Annotated in this window: 23 protein-coding genes; 8 read left to right on the top strand and 15 right to left on the bottom strand. The window is 64.4% G+C overall.

All coding sequences use genetic code 11. The annotated features are described in order from the left end of the window. Positions 1-43 precede the first annotated feature (43 nt). From IX761_RS09875 to IX761_RS09865, 3 genes are all read left to right on the top strand, one after another. Positions 44-484: a YkvA family protein gene (locus IX761_RS09875; RefSeq protein ID WP_194789412.1), complete on the top strand. Its 441-nt coding sequence runs from the start codon at positions 44-46 to the stop codon at positions 482-484. A gap of 89 nt (positions 485-573) precedes the next feature. Continuing rightward, positions 574-918 carry a helix-turn-helix domain-containing protein gene (locus tag IX761_RS09870; protein WP_194789411.1) on the top strand — a complete coding sequence of 115 codons (345 nt, stop codon included), beginning with the start codon at positions 574-576 and terminating at the stop codon, positions 916-918. Next, complete coding sequence (locus tag IX761_RS09865; protein WP_194789410.1) at positions 915-1,283, top strand: hypothetical protein; 369 nt, start codon at positions 915-917, stop codon at positions 1,281-1,283. The genes IX761_RS09870 and IX761_RS09865 overlap by 4 nt, the downstream gene beginning before the upstream one ends. Before the next feature lie 107 nt (positions 1,284-1,390). Here the strand turns inward: IX761_RS09865 and IX761_RS09860 are convergent, their stop codons facing one another. Both IX761_RS09860 and IX761_RS09855 read right to left on the bottom strand, forming a co-directional pair. After that, a complete protein-coding gene (locus IX761_RS09860) occupies positions 1,391-3,148 on the bottom strand; it encodes a bifunctional diguanylate cyclase/phosphodiesterase (protein ID WP_194789409.1) in 1,758 nt (585 codons plus the stop codon). Between the two features lie 108 nt (positions 3,149-3,256). Then, positions 3,257-5,338 (bottom strand): carboxy terminal-processing peptidase, encoded by a 2,082-nt coding sequence (locus IX761_RS09855; RefSeq protein WP_194789408.1) that lies wholly within the window; start codon positions 5,336-5,338, stop codon positions 3,257-3,259. 141 nt (positions 5,339-5,479) lie between these two features. On the opposite strand from IX761_RS09855, the gene IX761_RS09850 reads away from it, so the two are divergent. Next, positions 5,480-6,442, top strand: coding sequence for an NAD(P)H-quinone oxidoreductase (locus tag IX761_RS09850; protein ID WP_194789407.1), 963 nt, complete (start codon positions 5,480-5,482; stop codon positions 6,440-6,442). Between the two features lie 121 nt (positions 6,443-6,563). Here IX761_RS09850 and IX761_RS09845 read toward each other — a convergent pair whose 3' ends face one another. The 6 genes from IX761_RS09845 to IX761_RS09820 form a co-directional block, all read right to left on the bottom strand. Next, positions 6,564-7,217, bottom strand: coding sequence for an HAD family hydrolase (locus IX761_RS09845; protein WP_194789406.1), 654 nt, complete (start codon positions 7,215-7,217; stop codon positions 6,564-6,566). Positions 7,218-7,230: 13 nt separating this feature from the next. Then, entirely contained in the window at positions 7,231-8,220 is a 990-nt protein-coding gene (locus IX761_RS09840; RefSeq protein ID WP_194789405.1) for an ABC transporter ATP-binding protein, read from the bottom strand. Position 8,221: 1 nt separating this feature from the next. Further along, positions 8,222-9,016 carry an ABC transporter permease gene (locus IX761_RS09835; RefSeq protein ID WP_194789404.1) on the bottom strand — a complete coding sequence of 265 codons (795 nt, stop codon included), beginning with the start codon at positions 9,014-9,016 and terminating at the stop codon, positions 8,222-8,224. Further along, a complete protein-coding gene (locus IX761_RS09830; RefSeq protein WP_194789403.1) occupies positions 9,006-9,845 on the bottom strand; it encodes an ABC transporter permease in 840 nt (279 codons plus the stop codon). Before IX761_RS09830 ends, IX761_RS09835 begins: the two co-directional genes overlap by 11 nt. Then, on the bottom strand, positions 9,842-10,648 hold the full coding sequence (locus IX761_RS09825; RefSeq protein WP_194789402.1) for an alkaline phosphatase family protein: 807 nt from the start codon (positions 10,646-10,648) through the stop codon (positions 9,842-9,844). Before IX761_RS09825 ends, IX761_RS09830 begins: the two co-directional genes overlap by 4 nt. Positions 10,649-10,775: 127 nt before the next feature. Then, entirely contained in the window at positions 10,776-11,834 is a 1,059-nt protein-coding gene (locus IX761_RS09820) for an ABC transporter substrate-binding protein (protein WP_194789401.1), read from the bottom strand. 327 nt (positions 11,835-12,161) lie between these two features. On the opposite strand from IX761_RS09820, the gene phnR reads away from it, so the two are divergent. Continuing rightward, the gene (gene phnR / locus IX761_RS09815) at positions 12,162-12,875 is read left to right on the top strand and encodes a phosphonate utilization transcriptional regulator PhnR (RefSeq protein WP_194789400.1); all 714 of its coding nucleotides are present in this window, start codon (positions 12,162-12,164) and stop codon (positions 12,873-12,875) included. 276 nt (positions 12,876-13,151) lie between these two features. On the opposite strand, the gene IX761_RS09810 is transcribed toward phnR, so the two are convergent. From IX761_RS09810 to minC, 7 genes are all read right to left on the bottom strand, one after another. Further along, complete coding sequence (locus IX761_RS09810) at positions 13,152-15,308, bottom strand: mechanosensitive ion channel family protein (protein ID WP_194789399.1); 2,157 nt, start codon at positions 15,306-15,308, stop codon at positions 13,152-13,154. A 44-nt stretch (positions 15,309-15,352) separates the two neighbouring features. Then, a complete protein-coding gene (locus IX761_RS09805; RefSeq protein WP_194789398.1) occupies positions 15,353-15,520 on the bottom strand; it encodes a hypothetical protein in 168 nt (55 codons plus the stop codon). Positions 15,521-15,715: 195 nt separating this feature from the next. Continuing rightward, entirely contained in the window at positions 15,716-17,005 is a 1,290-nt protein-coding gene (locus tag IX761_RS09800; RefSeq protein ID WP_194789397.1) for a M18 family aminopeptidase, read from the bottom strand. A gap of 145 nt (positions 17,006-17,150) precedes the next feature. After that, a complete protein-coding gene (locus IX761_RS09795) occupies positions 17,151-17,786 on the bottom strand; it encodes an RluA family pseudouridine synthase (protein ID WP_194789396.1) in 636 nt (211 codons plus the stop codon). 162 nt (positions 17,787-17,948) lie between these two features. Further along, positions 17,949-18,203: a cell division topological specificity factor MinE gene (gene minE / locus IX761_RS09790; protein WP_011532731.1), complete on the bottom strand. Its 255-nt coding sequence runs from the start codon at positions 18,201-18,203 to the stop codon at positions 17,949-17,951. Positions 18,204-18,206: 3 nt separating this feature from the next. Further along, the gene (minD, locus tag IX761_RS09785) at positions 18,207-19,019 is read right to left on the bottom strand and encodes a septum site-determining protein MinD (RefSeq protein ID WP_194789395.1); all 813 of its coding nucleotides are present in this window, start codon (positions 19,017-19,019) and stop codon (positions 18,207-18,209) included. Positions 19,020-19,119: 100 nt separating this feature from the next. Beyond that, positions 19,120-19,881, bottom strand: coding sequence for a septum site-determining protein MinC (gene minC, locus IX761_RS09780; protein WP_194789394.1), 762 nt, complete (start codon positions 19,879-19,881; stop codon positions 19,120-19,122). A gap of 100 nt (positions 19,882-19,981) precedes the next feature. Here minC and IX761_RS09775 point away from each other — a divergent pair, with 100 nt between their 5' ends. From IX761_RS09775 to IX761_RS09765, 3 genes are all read left to right on the top strand, one after another. After that, the gene (locus IX761_RS09775; protein WP_194789393.1) at positions 19,982-20,917 is read left to right on the top strand and encodes a lipid A biosynthesis lauroyl acyltransferase; all 936 of its coding nucleotides are present in this window, start codon (positions 19,982-19,984) and stop codon (positions 20,915-20,917) included. Positions 20,918-21,003: 86 nt separating this feature from the next. Then, positions 21,004-22,146 (top strand): patatin-like phospholipase family protein, encoded by a 1,143-nt coding sequence (locus IX761_RS09770; protein ID WP_194789392.1) that lies wholly within the window; start codon positions 21,004-21,006, stop codon positions 22,144-22,146. A 224-nt stretch (positions 22,147-22,370) separates the two neighbouring features. Next, positions 22,371-22,602: transposase (locus IX761_RS09765; protein ID WP_194789391.1), on the top strand; the 232-nt coding region annotated here is incomplete at its 3' end.

Genomic DNA, 22,602 nt, shown 5'->3' with positions numbered 1-22,602 from the left:
CCACAATAAATGTGGATAACCTGCCTGCTCCTCTGGAGGTTGCATGAGCGCACCCTGGAATTTCGCTCGCTTTCTGCCGCTGGCCGAGCGCCTGCTCAGCCGTGGCCGTTTGCCGGCGCTGTTGTTCGCCGTGGCCCGCAAAGGCCCCAGGATTGGCCAATTACGTGAGGACGTACGCTTGTTGCAGGCCTTGTGCCTGGCCTGGTGGCGGGGCGAGTACCGCGCGGTGAGCCCCAAGGCGCTGGTGACCATCGTCGCCGGTTTGCTGTACTTCGTCAGCCCCCTGGATGCCATCCCCGACTGGCTGCTGGGCGTCGGGTTCCTCGACGATATTGCCGTGCTGGGGTGGGTGCTCAAGACCGTGGCCGATGAACTGGCCCGTTTCAAGGCCTGGCGCGCCAGCCAGGCACCGGAGAAACTGCGCGTGGTCGAACGCCTGCCGGACACTCCCGAGGCCCTGCGCCTGGAGCGCCCAAGGCAGTGATTCACGGCGAACCCCCGAGGTTGGTAATATAATTGGCATAAGCGTTATGCCTACGGATTACATGCCGTAATCCTACAAAAGGGGGTTGTATGGGTATTCAGGTCATCAGCCGGGACGGTCAGCCCGAGTACGCAGTGGTTCCCTGGGAGCAGTATCAAGCGTTGCTCGTGGCTGCGGGCCAGTCACCCGCCATGGCACCTTCCATCACCAGCAACGAAGAAGCCTCCACTCAAACCGCCAGCCTGTCCTCACTGGACCAGCTGGCGTCGTTGCGTCAGGCCAAGGGCATGGCCCCGGAGCTGTTGGCGCGCAACGTCGGGATCAGCCCGGCTTACCTTGCGATGATCGAATCCGGCGAGCGCCGCCCGGATGCCGCGATCCTGCGCAGCCTGGCCTGGCACCTGGGCGTGGCCGGCTGGAGCGAACCGTCATGAGCCAGGTCAGGATCAGCCGCCAGCACTGGGAAAACCTGCTGACCGAGCTCGACCTGGCCCGCCGTCAACGCCACCTGCTCACCTACCGTGCGCTGCTCGAACGCCTGCAACTGCCCAGCCCGGCGATGCAGACGCTCACTGCGGCGCTGGAGTACCTGGCGCTGCTCGATGCCCGCGCCGAGCAACCCTTGCGCAGCTCGCTGGTGATCAGCCAGGGCGCCAGCCGCCTGCCGCGTACCGGCTTTTTCGAGTGCGTCGAGCGTTTGGGTAGGTTCAACGGGCCCGTGGATGGCATGGAGGCGGCCTCATGGCATGCCTCGGAAGTGGTGCGGGTGTTCGAGTACCGGTATCCGGAAGAGGCGTAAGGCACTCGCGGCAGTCGTGTGGGCGCGGGTATACCCGCGAAAGCGTCGGGGGTGTCATCAGGGCATTGGCGGGTAATCCCGCCCCCACAAAGCGCCGCGCCGCCCGTTCAGGCAGGTATCGAGGTGTCGATCAGGCTCAGGCTCGACCCCTGTGTCTCCTTGGCCTGGCGCTTGGCCTGCGATGCCAGGTCTGCCAACTGTCCGGCATCGAGCGGCTCGCTGATGTCAGCGGCCAGCCATACCACGCCGATCGACAGCGACAGCAGTGCAAAGGTCTCGCGCTGCCCCATGCGGTTATGGGCAATGAAGCATCCGGCTGCGACATGCTCGGCGCGATAGAACCGCAGGCATTGGCGGGCAAACGCCTCCACCAGCCGTTGCAAGCGCTCGCGCCAGTCTTTGGAACCCAGCACCAGCATGAAATCATCGCCGCCGATATGCCCGACGAAATCACGGCTCGGGTCGACGCAATCGTTCAGGCACTGGGCCAGGCACAGCAGCACTTCATCGCCACGGGCATAGCCGTAGATGTCGTTGAAGGGTTTGAAGCTATCGATGTCCACATAGCACACCGCTGCCTCGCGTCGTTGTTCCAGCAAGCGTGCCAGGCACTGCTGGATCGGCACGTTACCCGGCAGCAGGGTCAACGGGTTGGCGTGCCGGGCCTGCTGGAGCTTCTGCTCGGTGATCAGCTTCAGCACATCGATCACCCGCCCCAAGCCCAGGTAGCGACCGCTCTGGGTGATGATGAAATCCTCCTCGATACGTTGCCGGGCACGGCTGGTAAGCAACCGGCTGACCTGCTGCAACGACTGCCCGCGCTCGACGGCGAGAAAATCCTCGCTCATCAGCCGGCTGATGGGCTTGCGCGCGAACAGGTCGGTGCCAAAAGGCTGTAGCAGGGCATCGGACAGCGAGTGGCGATGGACAATGCCACAGGGTTTGCCACGCACGTCCAGCACCGCGACAGAGTTCAGGTTGGCCTGGCGGCGGAACGCGGCGAGCACCTGCTGGGTAGGGGTATCGAGGGTGACGGTCGGTTGCTGGATCAGCAGGGCAGCGAGGTCGCCGTGTTCCTCGCCGAGCACCACCAGGTTGCCGGGCGCCAGCGGTAACAGGTTCTGGCATTCCCGTGCGGCGAACTCCTGCGGGCGGCCCAGCAGGTAACCTTGCAGCAGGTCCACGCCCATCTCGCTCAGTACACTGAGCTCCTCGGTCAGTTCGATGCCTTCGGCGATTACCTGGGCCCGGGAGGCGCGGGCGATCTGCAGGATGGAGCCGACGAACTCACGCTTGAGTGGGTCCTGGTGGATGCCATCGATGAAATGACGGTCGATCTTCACGTAGTCCGGGCGCAGCTCCGACCACAGGCGCAGGCTCGAGTACCCGGCACCCAGGTCATCCAGGGCGATGGAAAAACCCATGTCGCGGTAGTGGTGCAGGGCATTGAACAGCAGCTGGAAGTCTTCGGTGGGGGTTTGTTCGGTGAGCTCGATCACCACGCGGCTCGGCGGCAGGCCGACCTGCTCCAGCATCTTCAGGGTGCGCCCGGAAGGGTAGTGCGGCTCGAGCAGGGATTCGGGCGAGACGTTGAGGAACAGCTTGCCTTCCAGGCCCTGCTCGGCAAAACGCCGGCAGGCCGTTTCGCGGCACAGCACTTCCAGCTCGCTCAAGCGGCCGGCCTGACGGGCGATGGCGAACAGGTTCAGAGGCGAATGCAGCGGGCTGTTGGAGGGGCCGCGGCTCAGGGCTTCGTAGCCGAGAATCCTCCGTTCGGAAAGGCAGACGATGGGCTGGAACAGGCTGTGTACGCTTCGTTGAGCCAGAATGGCGCTCAATGCGCTGAGCTGTTCGGTAACGGTCATGGCTTGCTTTCCTGAATAGAAAAAGGCCGGGCGCTTTCACGCCCGGCCCTTCTATTTCACGACAGCCCGATGACTGTTTGATGACAGGTCACATTATTCTGCCACTACTCAGTGCTTGGCCACCGATGTGCTCAGGCTCAGGTAGTCGAGCAGGATGCGCCCGGTTTCCGACAGGTAGGCGTCGTCCTCCGGCTTGGTATCGTCCGGCTCGGCCGGCAACGCATCCTCGTCTTCCTTCTTCAGCTCCTTGAGCGGCTCTTCGCCCTTGGCCTTGCGCCGAATGTTCTCCAGCGCCAACTGCTTGCCTTCGATCTGGTCGTGGCGGGCACGGCGTTCCTGCTCGTTGAGGCTGACGGTCTTCTCGTTCATCAGCTTCTGGGTCAGCGCCAGGCGGTCGCGGATGTAGACGAACTCGGCATCCTTGTCGCTGCGTGCATCATGCTGCGCCTTGAGCTGGGCGAGGAACGGCTTGAACGGGTCCGATGCCGGCTTGACCACCGGGCGGATGGTGTCCCACGGCATGGCTTCGGGCAGCGCACTCTCGCCGATTTCCTTGGTGTCGATGATCGACGGATAGGCGATGTCCGGCAGTACGCCCTGGTGCTGGGTGCTCTGCCCGGAGACCCGGTAGAACTTGGCCAGGGTGAGCTTGAGTTCGCCATGGTTGAGCGGCTGGATGGTTTGCACGGTGCCCTTGCCGAAGGTCTGGCCACCGATGATCAGCGCACGGTGGTAGTCCTGCATGGCGCCGGCGAAGATCTCCGAGGCCGAGGCCGAGAGGCGGTTGACCAACAGCGCCAGCGGGCCTTTGTAGAAGGCACCGGGGTTCTCGTCTTCGAGCACATCCACGCGGCCGTCGCTGTTGCGCACCAGCACCGTGGGGCCTTTCTCGATGAACAGGCTGGTCAGCTCGGTGGCTTCCTGCAGCGAGCCGCCGCCGTTGTTGCGCAGGTCGATGACCACGCCGTCGACTTTCTCTTTTTGCAGCTCGGTGAGCAGCTTCTTCACATCGCGGGTGGTGCTCTTGTAGTCCGGATCGCCCGCGCGATAGGCCTTGAAGTCGAGGTAGAAGGCCGGGATCTCGATGATCCCCAGCTTGTAGTCACGGCCGTCCTGCTTGAGCTTGAGCACCGACTTCTTCGCCGCCTGCTCTTCGAGCTTGACCGCTTCGCGGGTGATCGAGACGATCTTGCTGGTCTGGTCGTTCGGCGCGTTGCTCGCCGGGATCACCTCCAGGCGCACCACCGAGCCTTTCGGGCCACGGATCAGCTTGACCACTTCGTCCAGGCGCCAGCCGACCACGTCGACCATTTCCTTGTTGCCCTGGGCGACACCGATGATCTTGTCGGCGGGGGCCACCTGCTTGGTTTTCGCCGCAGGGCCCGCCGGTACCAGGCGCACGATCTTGACCTGGTCGTTGTCGCTTTGCAGCACCGCGCCGATGCCTTCGAGCGACAGGCTCATGTTGATGTCGAAGTTTTCGGCGTTGTCCGGCGACAGGTAGTTGGTGTGCGGATCGTACGACTGGGCAAAGGTGTTGATGTAGGCCTGGAAGATGTCTTCGGCACGGGTCTGGTCCAGGCGCGCCAGCTGGTTCTTGTAGCGCTTGATCAGGGTTTCCTGGATCTGCTTGAGGTCCTTGCCGGCGATCTTCTGGCGCAGCACCTCATCCTTCACGCGTTTGCGCCACAGGTCGTCGAGTTCGGCCTGGTTCTTCATCCACGGGGCGTCCTTGCGGTCGACCAGCAGGTCTTCCTTGACGGTGAAGTCGATCTTGTCCACGCCCTTGTTCAGCTCGCCGAGGGCGTAGTCCAGGCGTTGCTTCACACGGTCCAGGTAGCGCTTGTAGATGGTGAAGCCGGGCTCGAGGTTACCGCTTTTGAGAAAATCGTCGAACTGCGTCTTCCACTTGTCGAATTCGGCGATGTCGGCCGCGTTGAAATAGCTGCGCGACGGGTCGAGCAGCTTGATGTAGCTGTCGTAGATGATGACCGAACGGGCGTCGTCGAGCGGCGGCTTGCTGTAGTGGTGGCGCTTGAGCAGCTCGACCACGTTCAGGCTGGCGACGATCTCGTCGCGGTCTGGTTGCAGGCTGTCCCACTTGTTGGCGGCGGCCGCATTGCCACCGAGCGTGAGGCTGCCGAGCCCGATGACGAGGGCGAGGGCGGTGCTGGGGAGGAAATGCTTCATGCTGATTCGACGTGTAGGCAATTGATCACGCATAGTAGGCCGTCTTTTCCGTTCGCCGGTTCCATGGAGCCGGACGCATACTGCAAAAAGCCTGGGAAATGCTCACCCAGGCTCGTCATATGATTCAACTATGGAGGCACTGTGAAGGCATTGCAAGGCGTTGACGGACATGTGGCCTGGGTCGAGGCCGAACGCCCGGCCTGTGATGCGGGGCAGGTGCGCATCCGCGTGGCCGCCGCGGGGCTGAACCGTGCCGACCTGCTGCAAAAGGCCGGTCTTTACCCGCCACCGCCGGGGGCCAGCCCTTATATGGGCCTTGAGTGTGCCGGCATCATTGAAGAGGTGGGCGCTGGCGCCAACTGGCGCGTCGGTGACCGCGTCTGCGCGCTGCTGGCCGGTGGCGGCATGGCTGAGGAGGTGGTGGTCGATGGTCGCCATGTGCTACCGGTGCCCGAAGGCCTGAGCCTGCACGAGGCGGCGGCGATCCCCGAAGTGTACGCCACGGCCTGGCTGAACATCTTCCAACTCGGAGGCCTGAAGGCCGGCGAGAAGGTGCTGGTGCATGCCGGCGCCAGCGGTGTGGGCTCGGCGGCGATCCAGTTGTGCAAGGCGTTCGGCAACCCGGTGTGGGTGAGTGTCGGCTCTGCCGAGCGCCTGGCCTATTGCCAGGGGCTGGGTGCGGCGGGTGGGGTGGTACGCAATGCCAATCTCGACGACCTTGAGCAACTGGGGCCGTTCGATGTAATCCTCGACCCGGTTGGCGCTGGCTACGGCCCACTCAACCTCAAACTGCTGGCCCGTGACGGGCGCTGGGTGATCATCGGCTTGATGGGCGGGCGCAAGGTCGAGCTGGACCTGGCGCTGGTGCTGGGTAAGCGTCTTGAAATCACCGGGTCGACCCTGCGCAATCGCGATGATGGGTTCAAGGCTGAATTGCTGCGTGAGCTGGGACAGCAGGTGTGGCCGCTGTTCGCTGAGGGGCGGTTGTCGCCGCAGTTGGTCGACACCTATCCGATCGAGTTCGCCGAGGCAGCCTATGCCGAATTGGCCAGCAACCAGGTGTCGGGCAAGCTGGTGCTGGTGATCGACCCGAGCCTGGCCTGAGATTGTTGGGGCCGCTATGCGGCCCATCGCGACACAAGGCCGCTCCTACAGTGGGACGCGGTCCGCTGTTTGTAGGAGCGGCCTTGTGTCGCGACAGGGGCGCAAAGCGCCCCCATCGCCTTCAAGTCCAGCTCAGCACCGGCCATCCATTTTTCTCGGCATGCTCGCGCAACACGGCATCCGGGTTCACCACATGCGGATGATCCACCTTCAGCAGCAACGGCAGGTCATTGCGCGAATCGGAATAGAAGCTCGCCCCTTCCAGGTTCTCCTGCTCCTGGTCCAGCCATTCCAGCAAGCGGGTTATCTTGCCCTCGCGGTAGGTGAGCACGCCATGGGTCTTGCCGGTGTACACCCCGTTCACGGCCTCCAGCTCGATGGCCAGGTATTCGTCCACCCCTAGTCGCGCCGCAATCGGGCCAACAAGGTGTGTACCGCTCGCGGAAATGATCAGGATGCGGTCGCCGCGCTTGCGGTGCTCGGCGATGCAACGGCAGGCGTCACCGAAGATGATCGGCTCGATCACCTCTTCCACCCACGGCTCGACCAGGTGCTCGACCTCCTCCAGGGTGCGCCCGGCAATGGGCTCCAGGCTGAAGGCCATGTAGTCCTCCATGGCCAGGTGGCCCTTGCCGTAGGCCTCCATCAGTTCATGATCGCGCTTGAGGAACGCCTTGCCGTCGACCCAGCCCAGCCGGGCCATCTGTTCGCTCCACAGCGACGCGCAGTCGCCGTGGATCAGGGTCTCGTCCAGATCGAAAATTGCCAATGCCATGTGTAGTTGCTCCTTAAGCCACTTCCCGTAGCGCCGTGGGGTCGATCGACAAGGATACCCGCTGTCCGTCGGCGTGCAGGTCGGCCGCCGAGCGGTTGAGTACGTCCACCACCAGCTCCACGCCACGCACCTGCACGCGGTAGCGGATGACGTTGCCCAGCAGGCTGTGGCTGCGCACTTGGGCGTCCAGTTCGCCGTTCACCCCCAGGGTGATGGACTCCGGGCGGATCGCCAGGCGGCTGCTTACCGGGCGCTGCAACAGGCGGCTGGCACTGTCGGCGTCGAGCAGGTTGTAGTTGCCGATGAAGCCCGCGGCGAACAGGTCGACGGGTGCGGTGTAGAGGGTTTCGGCATCACCGCTCTGGACGATGCGCCCCTGGTTCATCAGGACGATGCGATCGGACATGGTCAGCGCCTCTTCCTGGTCGTGGGTGACGAAAATGGTGGTCAGCCCCAGCTCACGCTGGATCGCGCGGATCTGCTCGCGCAGGTGCTTGCGGATCCGCGCATCCAGCGCCGACAGTGGCTCGTCGAGCAGCAGCAGGCGCGGGCGGGTGACCAGCGAGCGGGCCAGGGCCACGCGCTGGCACTGGCCGCCCGAGAGCTGGTGCGGGTAGCGCCCGGCGAAGTTGCCCAGCTCCACCAGGTCGAGCACTTCGCGTACCCGCGCCTGGCTCTCGTCGGCCTTGACCTTCTGCATGCGCAAACCGAAGGCGACGTTCTGTTCCACGGTCATGTTGGGGAACAGCGCGTAGCTCTGGAACACCATGCCGATCCCGCGCTTTTGCGGGCTGACCGGCACGATGTCCTGGCCATCGAGCAGGATATGGCCGCTGTCCACCGGGGTGAGCCCGGCGATGCAGCGCAGCAGGGTGGACTTGCCGCAGCCCGAAGGGCCGAGCAGGGTGACGAACTCGCCGCGTTCGATGTGGCAGTCGATGTTTTCGAACACCGGGCTGCCGGCGTAGCTCTTTTGCAGTTTCTGTACGCTGACGAAGCTCATGTCAGGTCTTGTCCTTGTTCAAGCGGTTGGCGACCCAGGTCAGCACCAGCACGAAGGCGAAATAGGAGATCACCAGCGCGCTGTTGAAGTGGCCGCTGCTGTTGCGCATGTTGTTCAGGTACACCTGCAGGGTCTCGTAGCGAGTGCCCACCAGCAGGTTGGCGAACACGAACTCGCCGAACAGGAATGAGAACGACAGCAGCAGCGCCACCATGAGGCCCTTGCGCAGGTTCGGCAGCACCACCAGCAACGCCGCCTGCCAGGTGCTGGCCCCCAGCAGTTGGGCTGCGTCCATCAGGTCGCGCAGGTTGATCGCCTGCAAGTTGTTGGTGATGGCCCGGTACATGAACGGCAGGGCGACGGTGAAGTAGCAGCCGATCAAGATCCACGGCGTGCCGACCATGGCCATCGGCCCGCTGCCGTACAGCTGCAGCAGGCCCACCGAGGACACCACCGGCGGTACCGCAAAGGGCAGCAGGATCAGGATGTTCATCAGCGCGTCGAGTTTGGGGAAGTGGTAGTGCACCACGAACAACAGCGGCAGGATCAGCACCACCGACAGCAGCAGCGCACCCACGCACACCAGCAGCGACTGGCCGAAGGCGGCGAGAAAGCGTGGCTCGCTCCACAGCGCGAGGTACCACTTGAAGGTCAGCCCGCTGGGTAGCAGCGTGGCCGACCAACTGGTGGCCAGCGAGTAGAGCAGGGTGCCGGCCAGCGGCAACAGCAGGATCAGGAACAGCAGGTACACCACCAGTTTGTGGTAAAGCCCGCCGGCGTTTCTTTCAGCGCGCATGGTAGCTCCTCTTGAGCAGCCATTGATGGACCACCGTGACCAGGGTCATCAGCCCCACCAGCACCATGGCCAACGCGCTGGCCAGGTTGGGGTCGAGGCTGATGTCACCGGCCACCAGGCCCGCGATACGGATAGGGAGTACGTTGAAGTTGCCGGTGGTGAGGGCGTAGACCGTGGCGTAGGCGCCCAGGGCGTTGGCCAGCAGGATGACGAAGGTGCCGAGCAGCGCCGGGGTGAGCACCGGCAGGCCGATATGCCGCCAGAACTGCCAATGGTTGGCCCCCAGCAAGGCGGCGGATTCGCGCCAGTCTTCGCGCAGGGCGTCGAAGGCGGGGTAGAGCAGCAGCACCCCCAGCGGGATCTGGAAGTAGGTGTACACCAGGATCAGCCCGGTCTTGGAGTAGATGCTGAAATCACCCAGCAGGCCCATCTGCTTGAGCAGCAGGGTGAGTGCACCGTTGAAACCGAGCAGGATGATGAAGGCGAAGGCCAGCGGCACGCCGGCGAAGTTGCTGGTCATGTTGGCGAACGCGGTGACGAAGTCGCGCAGCTTCGAGTCGACCTGGCGCAGCGAATAGGCGCCGAGCGTGGCGATGACGATGCCGAACAGGCTCGACCAGAAGCTGATCTCCAGGCTGCGTTGCAGCGCTTGCAGGTAGAACTTCGAGGCGAACACCTTGCTGAAGTTGGCCAGGCCCCAGCCGGCTTCGCTTTGCAGGCTGTTGATGGCCACCCAGGCCAGCGGGGCGATCTGGAAGATCACGAAGCACACGGCGAATGGCAACAGGCAGAGCAGGGCCAGGTAGCGGCCGCGGGTGGACGTCGTCACTTGAGCAGCTCCCGGCAGACGGTCTTGTCATGGGCGGCGCCGAGCAGCTCGCAGAGGGTCCCGCACAGCTCGGTCTGCAACGGCTTGGCCGCAGGGTCCAGGCTGAACGCATCGCCGAACACGAACAACGGCACCTCGCGCTCCTCGGCCAGCAGGCCGTTGTGCGAGCGGTCGTTGTTCATGCCGTGGTCGGCGGTCACCAGCACCTGGTAGCCCTCTTCGAGCCAGCGCGGCAGGTAGTCGGCGAGCAGGATGTCGGCGCTGCGCGCGGCGTTGCGGTACTGGCTGCTGTCCAGGCCGTGGCGGTGGCCGGCGTCGTCGATGTTCATCGGGTGCACCAGCAGAAAGTTCGGTGCGTGGCGGCGGCGCAGGTACTCGGCGTCGGCCAGCAGGTGCGAGTCGGGGTAGTGGTCGGCGTAGTAGAACAAGCCGTGCTGGATCGGCAGCTTGGGCGCGTGGGTGTGGCGGTCGCGCAGCGGGTCGAAAGGCGAGCGGTTGTACAGCTCGCTCATCCAGTGATAAGCCGCCGCCGCGGTGCCCAGCCCGGCCTCGCGGGCGTAGTGGAAGACGCTGCGCTGGTTGGACAGACGGTTGACGTTGTTGTGCACGATGCCGCTGTCGATCGGCGGCACGCCGGTGAGGATGCATTCGTAGAGCGGTCGCGACAGCGACGGCAGTTCGCACTCCACCCGGTACAGTGCGGCGCGGTCGGCCTCGACGTAGGCGTGCAGGTGGCCCATGGCGTGGTGGGCCACCTGATAGTTGAGGCCGTCGAGCAGGACCAGGATGACGTTGTGTTTCATTCGAAGCTCCGAGTGATTTCAGATGGGGCCGCTGTGCGACCCTTCGCGGGCAAGCCCGCTCCCACAGGTAGTGCGCTGGGCCTTGTGGGAGCGGGCTTGCCCGCGAACGAGGGCGTAGCCCTCGCCTTTACTCCATCTCGATGATCACTTGCTCCTGCCACATCTGCGGCAGGGCCTTGGAGGTCTTTTCCCAGGCCGCGGCGTCCTTGATCGGCTGGGCGGCCTTGTACTGCTCGTTGGGCAGCAGCTTGGCCTGCACGTCGGCCGGCAGCTTCAGGTGCTCGGCACGGATCGGCCGGGCGTGGCCGATGGCCAGGTTGGTCTGGCCGGCGTCGCTGAAGATGTACTCACGCGCAAGCTTGGCCGCGTTCGGGTGCTTGGCGTACTTGTTGATGATGGTGGTGTAGCCGGAGGTGACCGAACCGTCGGAGGGGATCAGCACTTCAAAGCGCTTGGGGTCGATCTGGTCGCGGTAGCTCAGGCCGTTGAAGTCCCACACCACGCCGACTTCCACCTCACCCTTCTCGATGGTCTGGATGGTCGGGTTGGCCAGTGACAGGCGTTTTTGCTGGGCCAGCTTGGTGAACAGCTGCAGGCCCGGCGCCACGTTGTTCTCGTCGCCCTTGTAGGCGATGGCGGCAGCGAGCACGCCGTTGGCGGCCTGGGCGGCGGTGCCGACGTCACCGATGGCGACCTTGTACTTGCCTTTTTCCAGGTCGTGCCAGGTTTTCGGGCGTTCGCCTTCCTTGACCAGGTCCTTGTTGATGATGAAGGCGATGGTGCCGGTATAGGCCAATGCCCAGTGACCGTCCTGGTCCTTGGCCCAGGCCGGGACCTGGTCCCAGGTGCTGGGCTTGTACGGCTGGGTCACGCCCTTGGCGGCGGCGATCGGGCCGAAGGCGGCGCCCACGTCACCGATATCGGCGCTGGCGTTGTCTTTTTCGGCTTCGAACTTGGCGATTTCCTGGGCCGAGCTCATGTCGGTGTCGCTGTGCTTGAGGCCGTACTTTTTCGCCAGGTCCTCCCAGGTGCCTTTCCAGTTGGCCCAGGCATCGGGCATGCCCACGCTGTTGACCGTGCCTTCCTTGCGGGCGGCGTCTTCCAGGGCCTTGAGGTCGTCGGCCATGGCCGTGGTGCAGAACGCGATGGCCGAGCCGAGCAGTGACGCCATGAACAACTTTTTCATCCGAAGCTCCTTGGGTGGGTGCCTTGCAATCGTTGTTATGTGATGAACCTGTGCCTGCCAACCGTTGGTCTAGGTCAGCAAACCTTGAGCCAAGGTAGGCCGCTTGCGTGACAGTTTGATGTAGGGGAAGGCCAGCCAAGGCTTGGAAAAGGCTCTGGAAATACAGCGTAGACCAGATCGAAAGCCTTGATCCGCGAGGGCTGGCCCGGATCTGGCAGGCCTCGATAAAAGCCTTTGTCACAGGATGTTCATCAGCCCTGCCTAGGCTTGCACTACTCTCCAAGTGCCCTGTTCTGGGGCTGGACTAGTCCAGATAGGTAACCTTTGATGCAAGCGACGCCACCGCGCGCGGTAACAGCCATCTGCCATGCCCTGCAGGAGCAGATCGAACACGGCCTGCTGACACCTGGCGGCAAGCTGCCGGCTGAACGCAAGCTCAGCGAGGTGTTCGACACCACGCGCATCACCCTGCGCGAGGCACTGGTGCAACTGGAGGCGCAAGGGCTGATCTACCGCGAGGAGCGGCGGGGTTGGTTCGTCGCGCCCGAGCGGCTGACCTACGACCTGATCGAGCGTAGCCATTTCCATGCGATGGTGCGGGATCAGGGGCGGCTACCCAGCACCGAGCTGCTGTCGGCACGGTTGCAACCGGCCCCCGCTGCCATCTGCGCACGGCTGCGCCTGCCGGCGTTGTCCAGCGTGGTGCGCATCTGCCGTTTGCGGCGCATCGATGGGCGGGCGGTGCTGTATGCCGAGCACTACCTGAACCCGCGCTATTTCCCCGACATTCTGGAACAGGACCTGGCGCAGTCGCTGACCGAGATCTATGGGCGGGAGTACGGCATTCAGTATGGGAGGGTCTGTTTCGAGATCCTGCCGACTGCCCTGCCGGTCGATGCGGCCAGCGCGCTGAAAGTGTCAGCGGGCAGCCCGGGGCTGCATATCACCCGGGTCAACAGCGACCAGCATGGGCATCTGATCGACTGTGACCTGGAGTATTGGCGCCATGATGCGATCCGCATCCGGGCACAGGCGGGGTAAGGGGCTGCTGTGCAGCCCATCGCCGGCAAGCCGGCTCCCACCCTGGAGTTTGCACATCACCTGTAGGAGCGGCCTTGCCGGGGCGCCGGACCGGTCGGAATGGGCCGCAGAGCGGCCCCGGCGATCTTGGGCGTACTCGAGAACCTGGGGGCGCTGCGCACCCCTTTCGCGACACAAGGCCGCTCCTACAGAAAACCTGCGCAAGACAGTTGCTCCCACAGGGGACGCGTGCACCTTGTGGGAGCCGGCTTGCTGGCGATGGGGCGTGAAGCGGCCCTAGCTGGCGGCTCCACCGGCTTCAGGGGTGGCACCACCCCCCGCCGTCACCACCTGCACCGACAACCGCGGCGTCGCCAGGTCCAGCCCGGCCTCGTCGAGCTGGCGCTTCAACGCCAGGTTGAACGCCCGCGACACTTCCCACTGCTTGATCGGCGCGGTCTTGAACCGTGCCCGCAGGATCGCCGAGCCCGACTCGAAGCTCTCCACCCCCTGCAGCTCCAGGGGCGACCAGATGTTGCGGCGCATCAGCGGGTCGCTGCGCAGTTTCTGGCCGACCTCACGGACCAGGCTGATGGCCTGGTCGATGTTCATGTTGTGGGGGATCGCCACACGGAAGATCGCGTAGCCGAACTCGCGCGAGTAGTTCTTGATGCTCTTGATCTCGCTGAACGGAATGGTGTGCACGATGCCGTCGATGTCACGCAGGCGCACGGTGCGGATGGTCAGGCCCTCGACCGTGCCGAGGTGGCCGCCGACATCCACATAGTCATCGATGGCCAGGCTGTCCTCGATGATGATGAACAGCCCGGTGATCAGGTCGGCGACCAGCGATTGGGCACCGAAACCGATCGCCAGGCCGATCACCCCGGCACCGGCCAGCAGCGGGGTGACGTTCATGCCCATGTTGGCCAGGGCGACGATCACCGCGATGATGAAGATCACCACGAACATCACGTTGCGGATCAACGGCATCATGGTCTGCGCCCGGGCATTGGCCAGGCCGCGGCGCGAGCGTACCAGGGCGTGGTGCACGGCGGTGTCGGCGAGGATCCACACCAGCCAGGCGACGATCAGCGTGCCGGCCAGGCCCAGCAGGCGCAGGCTGACTTCATGGCCATCGCCTTCGGCGAAGCTGATCATCGAGTGGCCCCACACGCGCAGGCCCAGTTCGATGAACACCAGCCAGATGAACAGGTGCACCAGCAGGTAGCCGAAATTGCTCAGGCGCTCGGTGTACACCGCCTGGCGCTTGTTGGCGCGCTTGGGTTTGGCGGCGTGGCGACGCACCAGGCCATTGAGCACCATGCACACCACCACCAGCACGGTGCACATCAGCGACTGGCGCAGGGCGGTGCTGGTGTCGCCGGCGGAGACGAAGGTGGCGAACAGCGAAATCGCCACCAGGATCAGCGCCGGGACGAACCAGAAGCTGCCCAGCAGCTCGATGGTGTCGCTCAGGGTGCGGCGGGTGAGGCGCCGGGCCAGTGGCTGGTTGCGGATCAGGTGGGCGATCGGGCGGCGGAAGCGCAGCACGAACAACCCGGTGCACAGTGCGGCGATGACGTTGGCAACGGTCGCCAGGGCATGGGCCAGGTGGCTGCCCAGCGCGGTGGTCAGGCGCGGGTCGCTCATCGCCTCGCCAAAGGCGGCGAAGCTGCCGATCAGCCACAGCGGGCGGAATGCCTGGTGGCGCAGGATGTGCAGGGCGCGGTGGCGGTGTGGGCCGTCGAGCAGCGAGAAGGCGATCACGCAGATCGCCGAGAACAGCGTGCCGACCACCAGCGCGTAGGCCAGCACCATGGCCATGGACTTGCCCAGCGAAGAGGGTAGGGCGAAGCTCAGGTACACGGTGAACACCAGCGCCACCAGCCACGGCCCGAGCTTGCGCAGGGCGAAGCGCACCAGGTCCCAGGTGCGCGGGTGCTGGGGCAGTTCCTCGGTCAGGCCGAAGCGAATGCGCACCCGGTGGCCGATCCAGTTGAAGGCGTAGGCCAACAGGCTCCACACGGCGATGATCGCGGCGAAGCCGAACAGGATGGCTGGCCATTGGTGCACCGGCACCACCAGCGCGGTCAGTTCGTCTTGTGCCTGGCTGATTTCCTGCGACCAGCGGTTGAACGGGCTGGCGTCGCCGCTGAACTGCTTTTCGAAGTCGTGCAGGGCACCGCCGATCAGGCCGAGCACGCCCTGTTCGACGTTGGGTTGCGATTGCTTGGTGGCGTCGCGCAGCTTCTTCAGGTCGGCCAGCAGCTTGGCCCGTTGCTGGTCGTTCTCCAGGTTCTTGATCACCTCGTCCAGCGACTTGCCCAAGGGCTCGGTGGCCTCGGGCTGGGCGGGCGCGCTCGCGCCCAGCAGGCTGGGCAGGCCGGCGGCGTGCACCGGGGTGATGAACAGTAACAGCAGCAGGGACAGGCAACGCAGGAGGGCAGGCACCGGGAAATCAACCTCAGGTCAAACGATTCACCGAGTGTAGAGGTTTATGTGGGCAGTTTCTCCAGGATCTTCCAGCAGGTGAGGCCGAAGATGCCCAGGGTGCCGATCCACATCATCAGCACGCCGATGTTGCGCTCGCGCAGGCTGAAACCGATGGTCAGCAGCATGAGGAAGCCGAACACGGGCACGAACAGGGAGAGGAACGGGGACATGGAGTGCAATCCTTGTGCTTGATGGGCCATGTATCAAGCATAGCGCCTTGCAAGCGAGGCGGATTGACCGGGGGCAGGTGGCGGCCTGTTCAGGCCCCTTCGCGGGCAAGCCCGCTCCCACAGGTTAGGCGCAGCTCTCAAGCACTGAGGCAATCCTGTGGGAGCGGGCTTGCCCGCGAAGGGCCCAGCGCCGACTCAGGGCAGTTCGCGGCTACGGTAGAAGGCCGTGAGCACCTTCACCAGGTGCGCCAGGTCATGGCTGCCACACAGCTCGCGGATCGAATGCATGGCGAAGGTCGGCAAACCGATGTCGACCGTGCGCACTCCCAGGTGGCTGGCGGTGATCGGGCCGATGGTCGAGCCGCAGCCCATGTCGCTGCGCACCACGAAGCTTTGCACCGGTACCTCTTCAGCCATGCACAGATGGCGGAAGAACCCAGCGGTTTCGCTGTTGGTGGCATAGCGCTGGTTGTTGTTGACCTTGATCACCGGCCCCGCGTTGAGCTTGGGCCCGTGGTTGCCGTCGTGCTTGTCGGCGTAGTTGGGGTGCACGCCGTGGGCATTGTCGGCCGAGACCATCAGCGAGCGCTGGATGGTGCGCACATAGGCGTCGCCGTCCGGCAGCAGGCGCTGCAGGGTCTGTTCGAGCATCGGGCCGTCGGCGCCGCAGGCCGAACAGGAACCGACTTCTTCATGGTCGTTGCACACCAGCACGCAGGTCTCATCGCTGTCGGCATTGAGCAGCGCTTGCAGGCCGGCGTAGCACGACAGCAGGTTGTCCAGGCGGGCACCGGCGATGAAATCGCCGTTCAGGCCGATCAGCGCGGCATCTTGCGTGTCGTAGAAGCTCAGCTCGTAGTCGAGCACTACATCGGCATTCAGCTCATGCTCGCGGGCCAGCTGCTCGGTGAGCAGGGCACGGAAGTCGATGCGCTCGTCACCCGCCACCTGCGCCAGGATCGGCGGCAGCTCGTTCTGCGGGTTGATCATCCAGCCTTCGTTGGCGGTGCGGTTGAGGTGGATCGCCAGGTTGGGGATCACGGCGATCGGCAGCTTGAAGTCGATCAGCTGGCTCTCGACCTTGCCGTCACGGCGGAAGGTGACCCGCCCGGCCAGCGACAGGTCGCGGTCGAACCAGGGGGCGAGCAGGGCGCCGCCGTACACCTCCACGCCCAGCTGCAAGAAGCCCTGGCGCTGCAGCTCAGGCTGCGGTTTGACCCGCAGGCACGGGCTGTCGGTGTGGGCGCCGACCATGCGAATGCCGCTCATCAGCGGCGAATGCTTACCGAGCTTGATGGCGATGATCGAGGAGTCGTTGCGGGTCAGGTAGTAGCGCCCGCCGGGCACCGTGGCCCAGCTGTCGCGCTCGTCCAGGCGCTGGAAGCCTGCGGCTTCGAGGCGCTGCACGAGGCTGGCGGTGGCATGGAAGGGCGTCGGGGAGGCCTTGAGGTATTCGATCAGGCCGGCGTTGAGGGCATCGCGCATAAGTCACTCCAGACAGCAGTGGCGCGAGTTTAGCGCAGTTGCTCAGGAATTTGTGCTGGCCCGTTCGCCGGCAAGCCGGCTCCCACAGGGTCTGTGTCGGTCCTGTGGGAGCCGGCTTGCCGGCGATGAGGCCTGCGTTGAAAGATCAGAACGGCGCGGGGCACTCGAACTTCAACCGCTCCCCGCTGACCGGGTGGGTGAAGCTCAGCATCGAGGCGTGCAGGCACAGCCGCTCATGGGCTGCCAGCGCTTCGGGGTTGGCGTACAGGCGGTCGCCCAGCAAAGGGTGCCCGATCGACAGCATGTGCACGCGCAGCTGGTGCGAGCGCCCGGTGATCGGCGTCAGCTCGACCCGGCAGTGATCGCCACAACGCTCGATGATGCGCCAGAAGGTCAGGGCATGCTTGCCCTGCTCGTGGTCGACCACGTGGCGCGGCTTGGTCGGCGGGTCGTAGCGCAGGGGCAGGTCGATGCTGCCGCTGTCGAGCGCAGGTTGGCCCCAGCACAGCGCGGTGTAGGCCTTCTCTGTCTCGCGGTCGTGGAACTGGCGCGACAGCTCGCGGTGGCTGTCGGCGTCACGGGCGAGCAGGATGATCCCTGACGTCTCCCAGTCCAGGCGGTGGACGATCAGGGCGTCGGGGTAGCCGTTTTCCTGCAGGCGGGTGATCAGGCAGTCCTTGTTGTCCTCGGCGCGGCCTGGTACCGACAGCAGCAGGGTCGGCTTGTTGATCACCAGGATGGCAGCGTCTTCGTGAAGGATCTGGATGTTCGACAGCGGCATTGCAGGTTCTCTATAGACAGTTGGGGCCGCTCTGCGCCCCTTCGCGGGTAAGCCCGCTCCCACAGGTACTGCGCAAACCTCAAGGGCTGCACTGATCGTGTGGGAGCGGGCTTGCCCGCGAAGGGCTGCAAAGCAGCCCCAGATCGGCCTGTAAACGCTGAATCAGCGCTCAGGCAAGGTGATGTTCAGCTCGAGGATCGAGCAGCTGCCCTGGTTCTCCAGCGCCACCTGCACATCGTCGTTGCCGATGTTGACGTACTTGCGGATCACTTCGACCAGCTCCTTTTGCAGGGCGGGCAGGTAGTCCGGGGTGCTGCGCTGGCCGCGCTCGTGCGCCACGATGATCTGTAGACGCTCTTTCGCTACCGACGCGCTGGTCTGTTTCTGCCTGCCACGAAAGAAGTCAAAAAGGTTCATGGTTTACTTGCCTCCAAACAGACGCGCGAAGAATCCTTGCTTCTGCACGTCGATGAACCGCAGGGGCTTCTCTTTGCCCAGCAGACGGTCGACGGTGTCACTGTACGCCTGGCCGGCATCGCTCTGGTCGTCAAGGATGACCGGGATGCCCTGGTTGGAGGCCTTGAGAACGGCTTGCGACTCGGGGATCACACCCTTGAGCTTGATCGCCAGGATCTCTTCGACGTCGGCGATGCTGAGCATTTCGCCCTTTTCGACGCGCTCAGGGTGGTAACGGGTGATCAGCAGGTGTTCCTTGATCGGCTCTTCGCCGTTCTCGGAGCGGCGCGACTTGCTCGACAGGATGCCCAGCATGCGGTCCGAGTCACGCACCGACGACACTTCGGGGTTGGTCACGACGATGGCTTCGTCGGCGAAGTACATTGCCAGGTGCGCGCCTTTCTCGATACCGGCCGGCGAGTCGCAGATGACGTAGTCGAACTGTTCCTTGAGTTCCATCAGGACCTTTTCCACGCCTTCTTGCGTGAGGGCGTCCTTGTCGCGGGTCTGGCTGGCGGCCAGCACGAACAGGTTCTCCAGGCGCTTGTCCTTGATCAGGGCTTGCTGCAGGTTGGCTTCGCCGTTGACCACGTTGACGAAGTCGTACACCACGCGGCGTTCGCAGCCCATGATCAGGTCGAGGTTACGCAGGCCGACGTCGAAGTCGACGATGACCGTCTTGTGGCCACGCAGTGCGAGGCCGGTACCGATGGCGGCGCTGGTGGTGGTCTTGCCCACACCCCCCTTGCCGGAAGTAACCACGAGAATCTTGGCCAAGGTGTTTCACCCCTAAAATAAGTCGGGACAAGAGGTCCCTGCAAATACACAAAAACGGCAACGGTAAAGAAGTTGCGCTAAAAATGCCGGCAAGTATCCGTTAAAGACGGGTGATGTTCAACACGTCACCGGACAGGCTGACCTGTACCCCCGCACCCCACAGCGGGTCGCGGCGCAGGTCTTCGCAGACCTTGTACTGGCCGGCGATGGAGACCATTTCCGCGGTCATCTGCTGGCAGAAGATGCGTGCCCGGGTGTTGCCCTTGATACCGGCCAGGGCGCGGCCGCGCATGGCGCCGTACACATGGATGTTGCCATCGGCGAGAAGTTCCGCGCCCGGGCTTACGGAGCCGGTGACCACCAGGTCGCCGCCCTGGGCGTAGATCTGCTGGCCGCCACGTACCGGCGAGGTGATGATGCGCGTTGGGCGCACCTCGGGTTCGGCCGGTGCCGGTGGCGGGGTGGGCTGGGGTTCGGGGGCCTTCACTTCAGGCTCTGGCTCCAGCGGTCGCTCGCGGGCACCGGACGGCGGCAGCACCGGCAGGTCGATGGCGATCGCCGCGGCGATGTCCTCGATGCGGTTGGCGCGCAGCGCCAGGGTGCGCAAACCATGATGGCGGCACACGCGCATCAGCCCGGGCAGGTCGATGGCACCCTCGTCGGGGGGCAGCTTGTCCAGGGCCAGCACCAGCGGGGTGTTGCTGAAGAAGTTCGGCGCCTGCGCCACCTTCGCCGCCAGCTGGCGGTCGAGGGATTCGAGGTCGTTGCGCGCCAGTTCCAGCACGGTGATGGCAAGCATGCTGCCCTTGAGCTGGAACACGGGGGCGTTGTCGGGTGTCTGGTTGAGGCTCATGGTCTGCATAGACGGCTTGTTGCGAAAAAAGTGCCCTGACTTATAGCGATAAGACCGTTTGCCCGCAACCGATGTAGAATGCCCGGCCCTTGTCTTGCCGGAAGCTTCAATGGAACGCCCGCGTTTTCGCCGCTATTTCCTCCACCCACGATTCTGGGCCCTGTGGCTCGGCCTGGGCCTGCTGTGGCTGGTCGCCCAGTTGCCCTACCGCGCACTGCTCGGGCTGGGGCGCGCCCTGGGCGCGGTGATGTACCGGGTGGCCGGCGAGCGTCGGCGTATCGCCGCGCGCAACCTGGAGCTGTGCTTCCCTGCGCTTTCCGGCGACGAACGGCAGCGTCTGCTCAAGGAAAACTTCGCCTCCACCGGCATCGCCTTCTTCGAAATGGCCATGAGCTGGTGGTGGCCCAAGGCCCGCCTGGCGCGCCTGGCGCACATCGAGGGCATCGAGCACTTGCAGGCCGCCCAGCGTGACGGCGAGGGCGCGATCCTCATGGCCGTGCACTTCACCACCCTGGAGATCGGCGCCGCGCTGCTGGGCCAGGTCCACACCATCGACGGCATGTACCGCGAGCACGGCAATGCCGTGTTCGACTTCATCCAGCGCCGTGGCCGCGAGCGCCACAACCCCGACTCGCTGGCGGTGGAGCGCGACGATGTGCGCGGCATGCTCAAGCTGCTGCGCAAGGGCCGGGCGATCTGGTATGCGCCAGACCAGGACTACGGGATGAAGCAGAGCATTTTCGTGCCGCTGTTCGGTATCCCCGCCGCCACCGTCACCGCCACCAGCAAGTTTGCCCGGCTGGGCAAGGCGCGAGTGATCCCGTTCACCCAGAAGCGCCTGGAGGATGGCAGTGGCTATCGTTTGGTGGTGCACCCGCCGCTCGAAGGCTTCCCGGGGGAGACCGAAGAGGCCGACTGCCTGCGCATCAACCAGTGGGTAGAGGGTGTCCTGCGCGAGTGCCCGGAGCAGTACCTGTGGGCGCACCGGCGCTTCAAGTCGCGGCCCGAAGGCGAGCCGCGGCTGTATGACAAGAAAAAGCGCTGACGGTTTTAATGCAGCGGTGGCTTCTTCGCGGGTAAATCGCAGCGGCGAAGTGGCCAGCCCAGTCAAACATGATCCAGGAAGGAAGCATGACCCCAACCACCGGCCTGATCCTCTCCGGCGGCGGCGCCCGCGCCGCCTACCAGGTCGGCGTGCTTGCCGGCATCGCCGAACTGCTGCCACCCGGCGCGGCCAATCCCTTCCCGGTGATCGTCGGCACCTCCGCCGGCGCCATCAACGCGGTCAAACTGGCCAGCGGCGCCAGCCGTTTTGCCGAGTCGGTGCATCAGCTCACCGCGTTCTGGCAGCACTTTCGCAGCCACCTGGTGTTACGCAGCGACTGGCCTGGGGTGATCCGCCAGGCTAGCCGCTTTGTCGGCCACAGCCTGTTGGGTCTGGGCGGCCAGGTGCCGGTGGCGTTGCTCGACAGCCGGCCGCTGCGCAAACTGCTGCATCAGCACCTGGACCTGGATGGCATTGGCCATGCGCTGGCGGCCAATCAGCTGCGGGCCATCGCGGTGACTGCCTTTGGCTATGAGTCCGGCCAGGCGGTGACCTTCTACCAAGGCCGCGACACCATCGAGCCGTGGCTGCGCCATCGGCGTATCGGCATGCCCACGCCGTTGACCATCGACCATCTGCTGGCCAGTTCGGCCATCCCGCTGCTGTTCGCCCCGGTGCGGCTTGGCGAGGAGTATTTCGGCGATGGCGCGGTGCGTCAGTCGGCTCCGATCAGCCCGGCCTTGCACCTGGGGGCCAGCCGGGTGCTGGTGGTGGGGGTCAGTGGCAACCCGCAGCGCCCGGCGCCGCCGCTGCCGACCCAGCGGGTGTTCAGCGGCCAGCAGCCGAGCTTGGCGCAGATTGGCGGGCACATGCTCAACAGCACGTTCATCGACAGCCTCGAGGACGATATCGAGTTGCTGCAGCGGCTGAATCACCTCAGTCATCTGTTGCCTGCGCACCTGGATACGCGGCGCCTGGGGTTGGCGCCGATCGAGGTGCTGGTGGTGGCGCCCAGCCAGCCGTTGGATGAGATTGCTGCTCGGCATCGGCGGGAGTTGCCGGCGGCGTTGCGGTTGTTCCTGCGGGGGCCGGGTGCGACCAGGACCAGCGGGGCGGGGGTGTTGAGCTATTTGTTGTTCGAGGCGGGTTATTGCAGTGAGTTGATCGAGCTGGGGCGTAGGGATGCGTTGGTCAAGAAGCGGGAGTTGTGTCAGTTTCTTGGGATCTGATGTTGGGCAGGTTTTTGTGCTCTTGCTTAATAATTGCTTGGTTAATTGGTTAATTGGTTGGCGGTTTTTAAGTTGTGAACATATCCATTTGCACGGGTGACGCTTATTCACCTTTCCGCCCTTACGGCGGGTCACTTTTTGAAGCATCAAAAAGTAACCATGGGCCTGTCCCCTGACAACGGACGCCAAGAAGCGATACTTACATCGTTCTCTTGGAGGTCGCCATGTACCCACGTACTCGCCGCAACTACACCGATGAGTTCAAAACGCAAGCCGTAGCTCTAGCCGAAAGCGTTGGCAGAACTGAAGCTGCACGTCAGCTTGAGATGTCCGTCAAAACGCTCGACAACTGGGTTGATGCTACGCGTAAAGGCCTGCCGCTGAGCTCTCCCGAGCGTAAAACCATCACCAAGGAAGACAGCGAACTAGCGCGGTTACGAGCCGAAATCGCTGAGC

Source organism: Pseudomonas sp. UFMG81 (assembly GCF_015354575.1).
Classification (GTDB): Bacteria; Pseudomonadota; Gammaproteobacteria; order Pseudomonadales; family Pseudomonadaceae; genus Aquipseudomonas.
The sequence above is the reverse complement of the archived record's forward strand: the minus strand, read 5'-3'. Positions and strand labels throughout refer to the sequence as shown.

Coding starts and splice junctions, on each gene's coding strand:
- IX761_RS09875 (WP_194789412.1), top strand. CDS start 44: ATGAGCGCACCCTGGAATTTCGCTCGCTTTCTGCCGCTGGCCGAGCGC.
- IX761_RS09870 (WP_194789411.1), top strand. CDS start 574: ATGGGTATTCAGGTCATCAGCCGGGACGGTCAGCCCGAGTACGCAGTG.
- IX761_RS09865 (WP_194789410.1), top strand. CDS start 915: ATGAGCCAGGTCAGGATCAGCCGCCAGCACTGGGAAAACCTGCTGACC.
- IX761_RS09860 (WP_194789409.1), bottom strand. CDS start 3,148: ATGACCGTTACCGAACAGCTCAGCGCATTGAGCGCCATTCTGGCTCAA.
- IX761_RS09855 (WP_194789408.1), bottom strand. CDS start 5,338: ATGAAGCATTTCCTCCCCAGCACCGCCCTCGCCCTCGTCATCGGGCTC.
- IX761_RS09845 (WP_194789406.1), bottom strand. CDS start 7,217: ATGGCATTGGCAATTTTCGATCTGGACGAGACCCTGATCCACGGCGAC.
- IX761_RS09840 (WP_194789405.1), bottom strand. CDS start 8,220: ATGAGCTTCGTCAGCGTACAGAAACTGCAAAAGAGCTACGCCGGCAGC.
- IX761_RS09835 (WP_194789404.1), bottom strand. CDS start 9,016: ATGCGCGCTGAAAGAAACGCCGGCGGGCTTTACCACAAACTGGTGGTG.
- IX761_RS09825 (WP_194789402.1), bottom strand. CDS start 10,648: ATGAAACACAACGTCATCCTGGTCCTGCTCGACGGCCTCAACTATCAG.
- IX761_RS09820 (WP_194789401.1), bottom strand. CDS start 11,834: ATGAAAAAGTTGTTCATGGCGTCACTGCTCGGCTCGGCCATCGCGTTC.
- phnR (WP_194789400.1), top strand. CDS start 12,162: ATGCAAGCGACGCCACCGCGCGCGGTAACAGCCATCTGCCATGCCCTG.
- IX761_RS09805 (WP_194789398.1), bottom strand. CDS start 15,520: ATGTCCCCGTTCCTCTCCCTGTTCGTGCCCGTGTTCGGCTTCCTCATG.
- IX761_RS09800 (WP_194789397.1), bottom strand. CDS start 17,005: ATGCGCGATGCCCTCAACGCCGGCCTGATCGAATACCTCAAGGCCTCC.
- IX761_RS09795 (WP_194789396.1), bottom strand. CDS start 17,786: ATGCCGCTGTCGAACATCCAGATCCTTCACGAAGACGCTGCCATCCTG.
- minE (WP_011532731.1), bottom strand. CDS start 18,203: ATGAACCTTTTTGACTTCTTTCGTGGCAGGCAGAAACAGACCAGCGCG.
- minC (WP_194789394.1), bottom strand. CDS start 19,881: ATGCAGACCATGAGCCTCAACCAGACACCCGACAACGCCCCCGTGTTC.
- IX761_RS09775 (WP_194789393.1), top strand. CDS start 19,982: ATGGAACGCCCGCGTTTTCGCCGCTATTTCCTCCACCCACGATTCTGG.
- IX761_RS09770 (WP_194789392.1), top strand. CDS start 21,004: ATGACCCCAACCACCGGCCTGATCCTCTCCGGCGGCGGCGCCCGCGCC.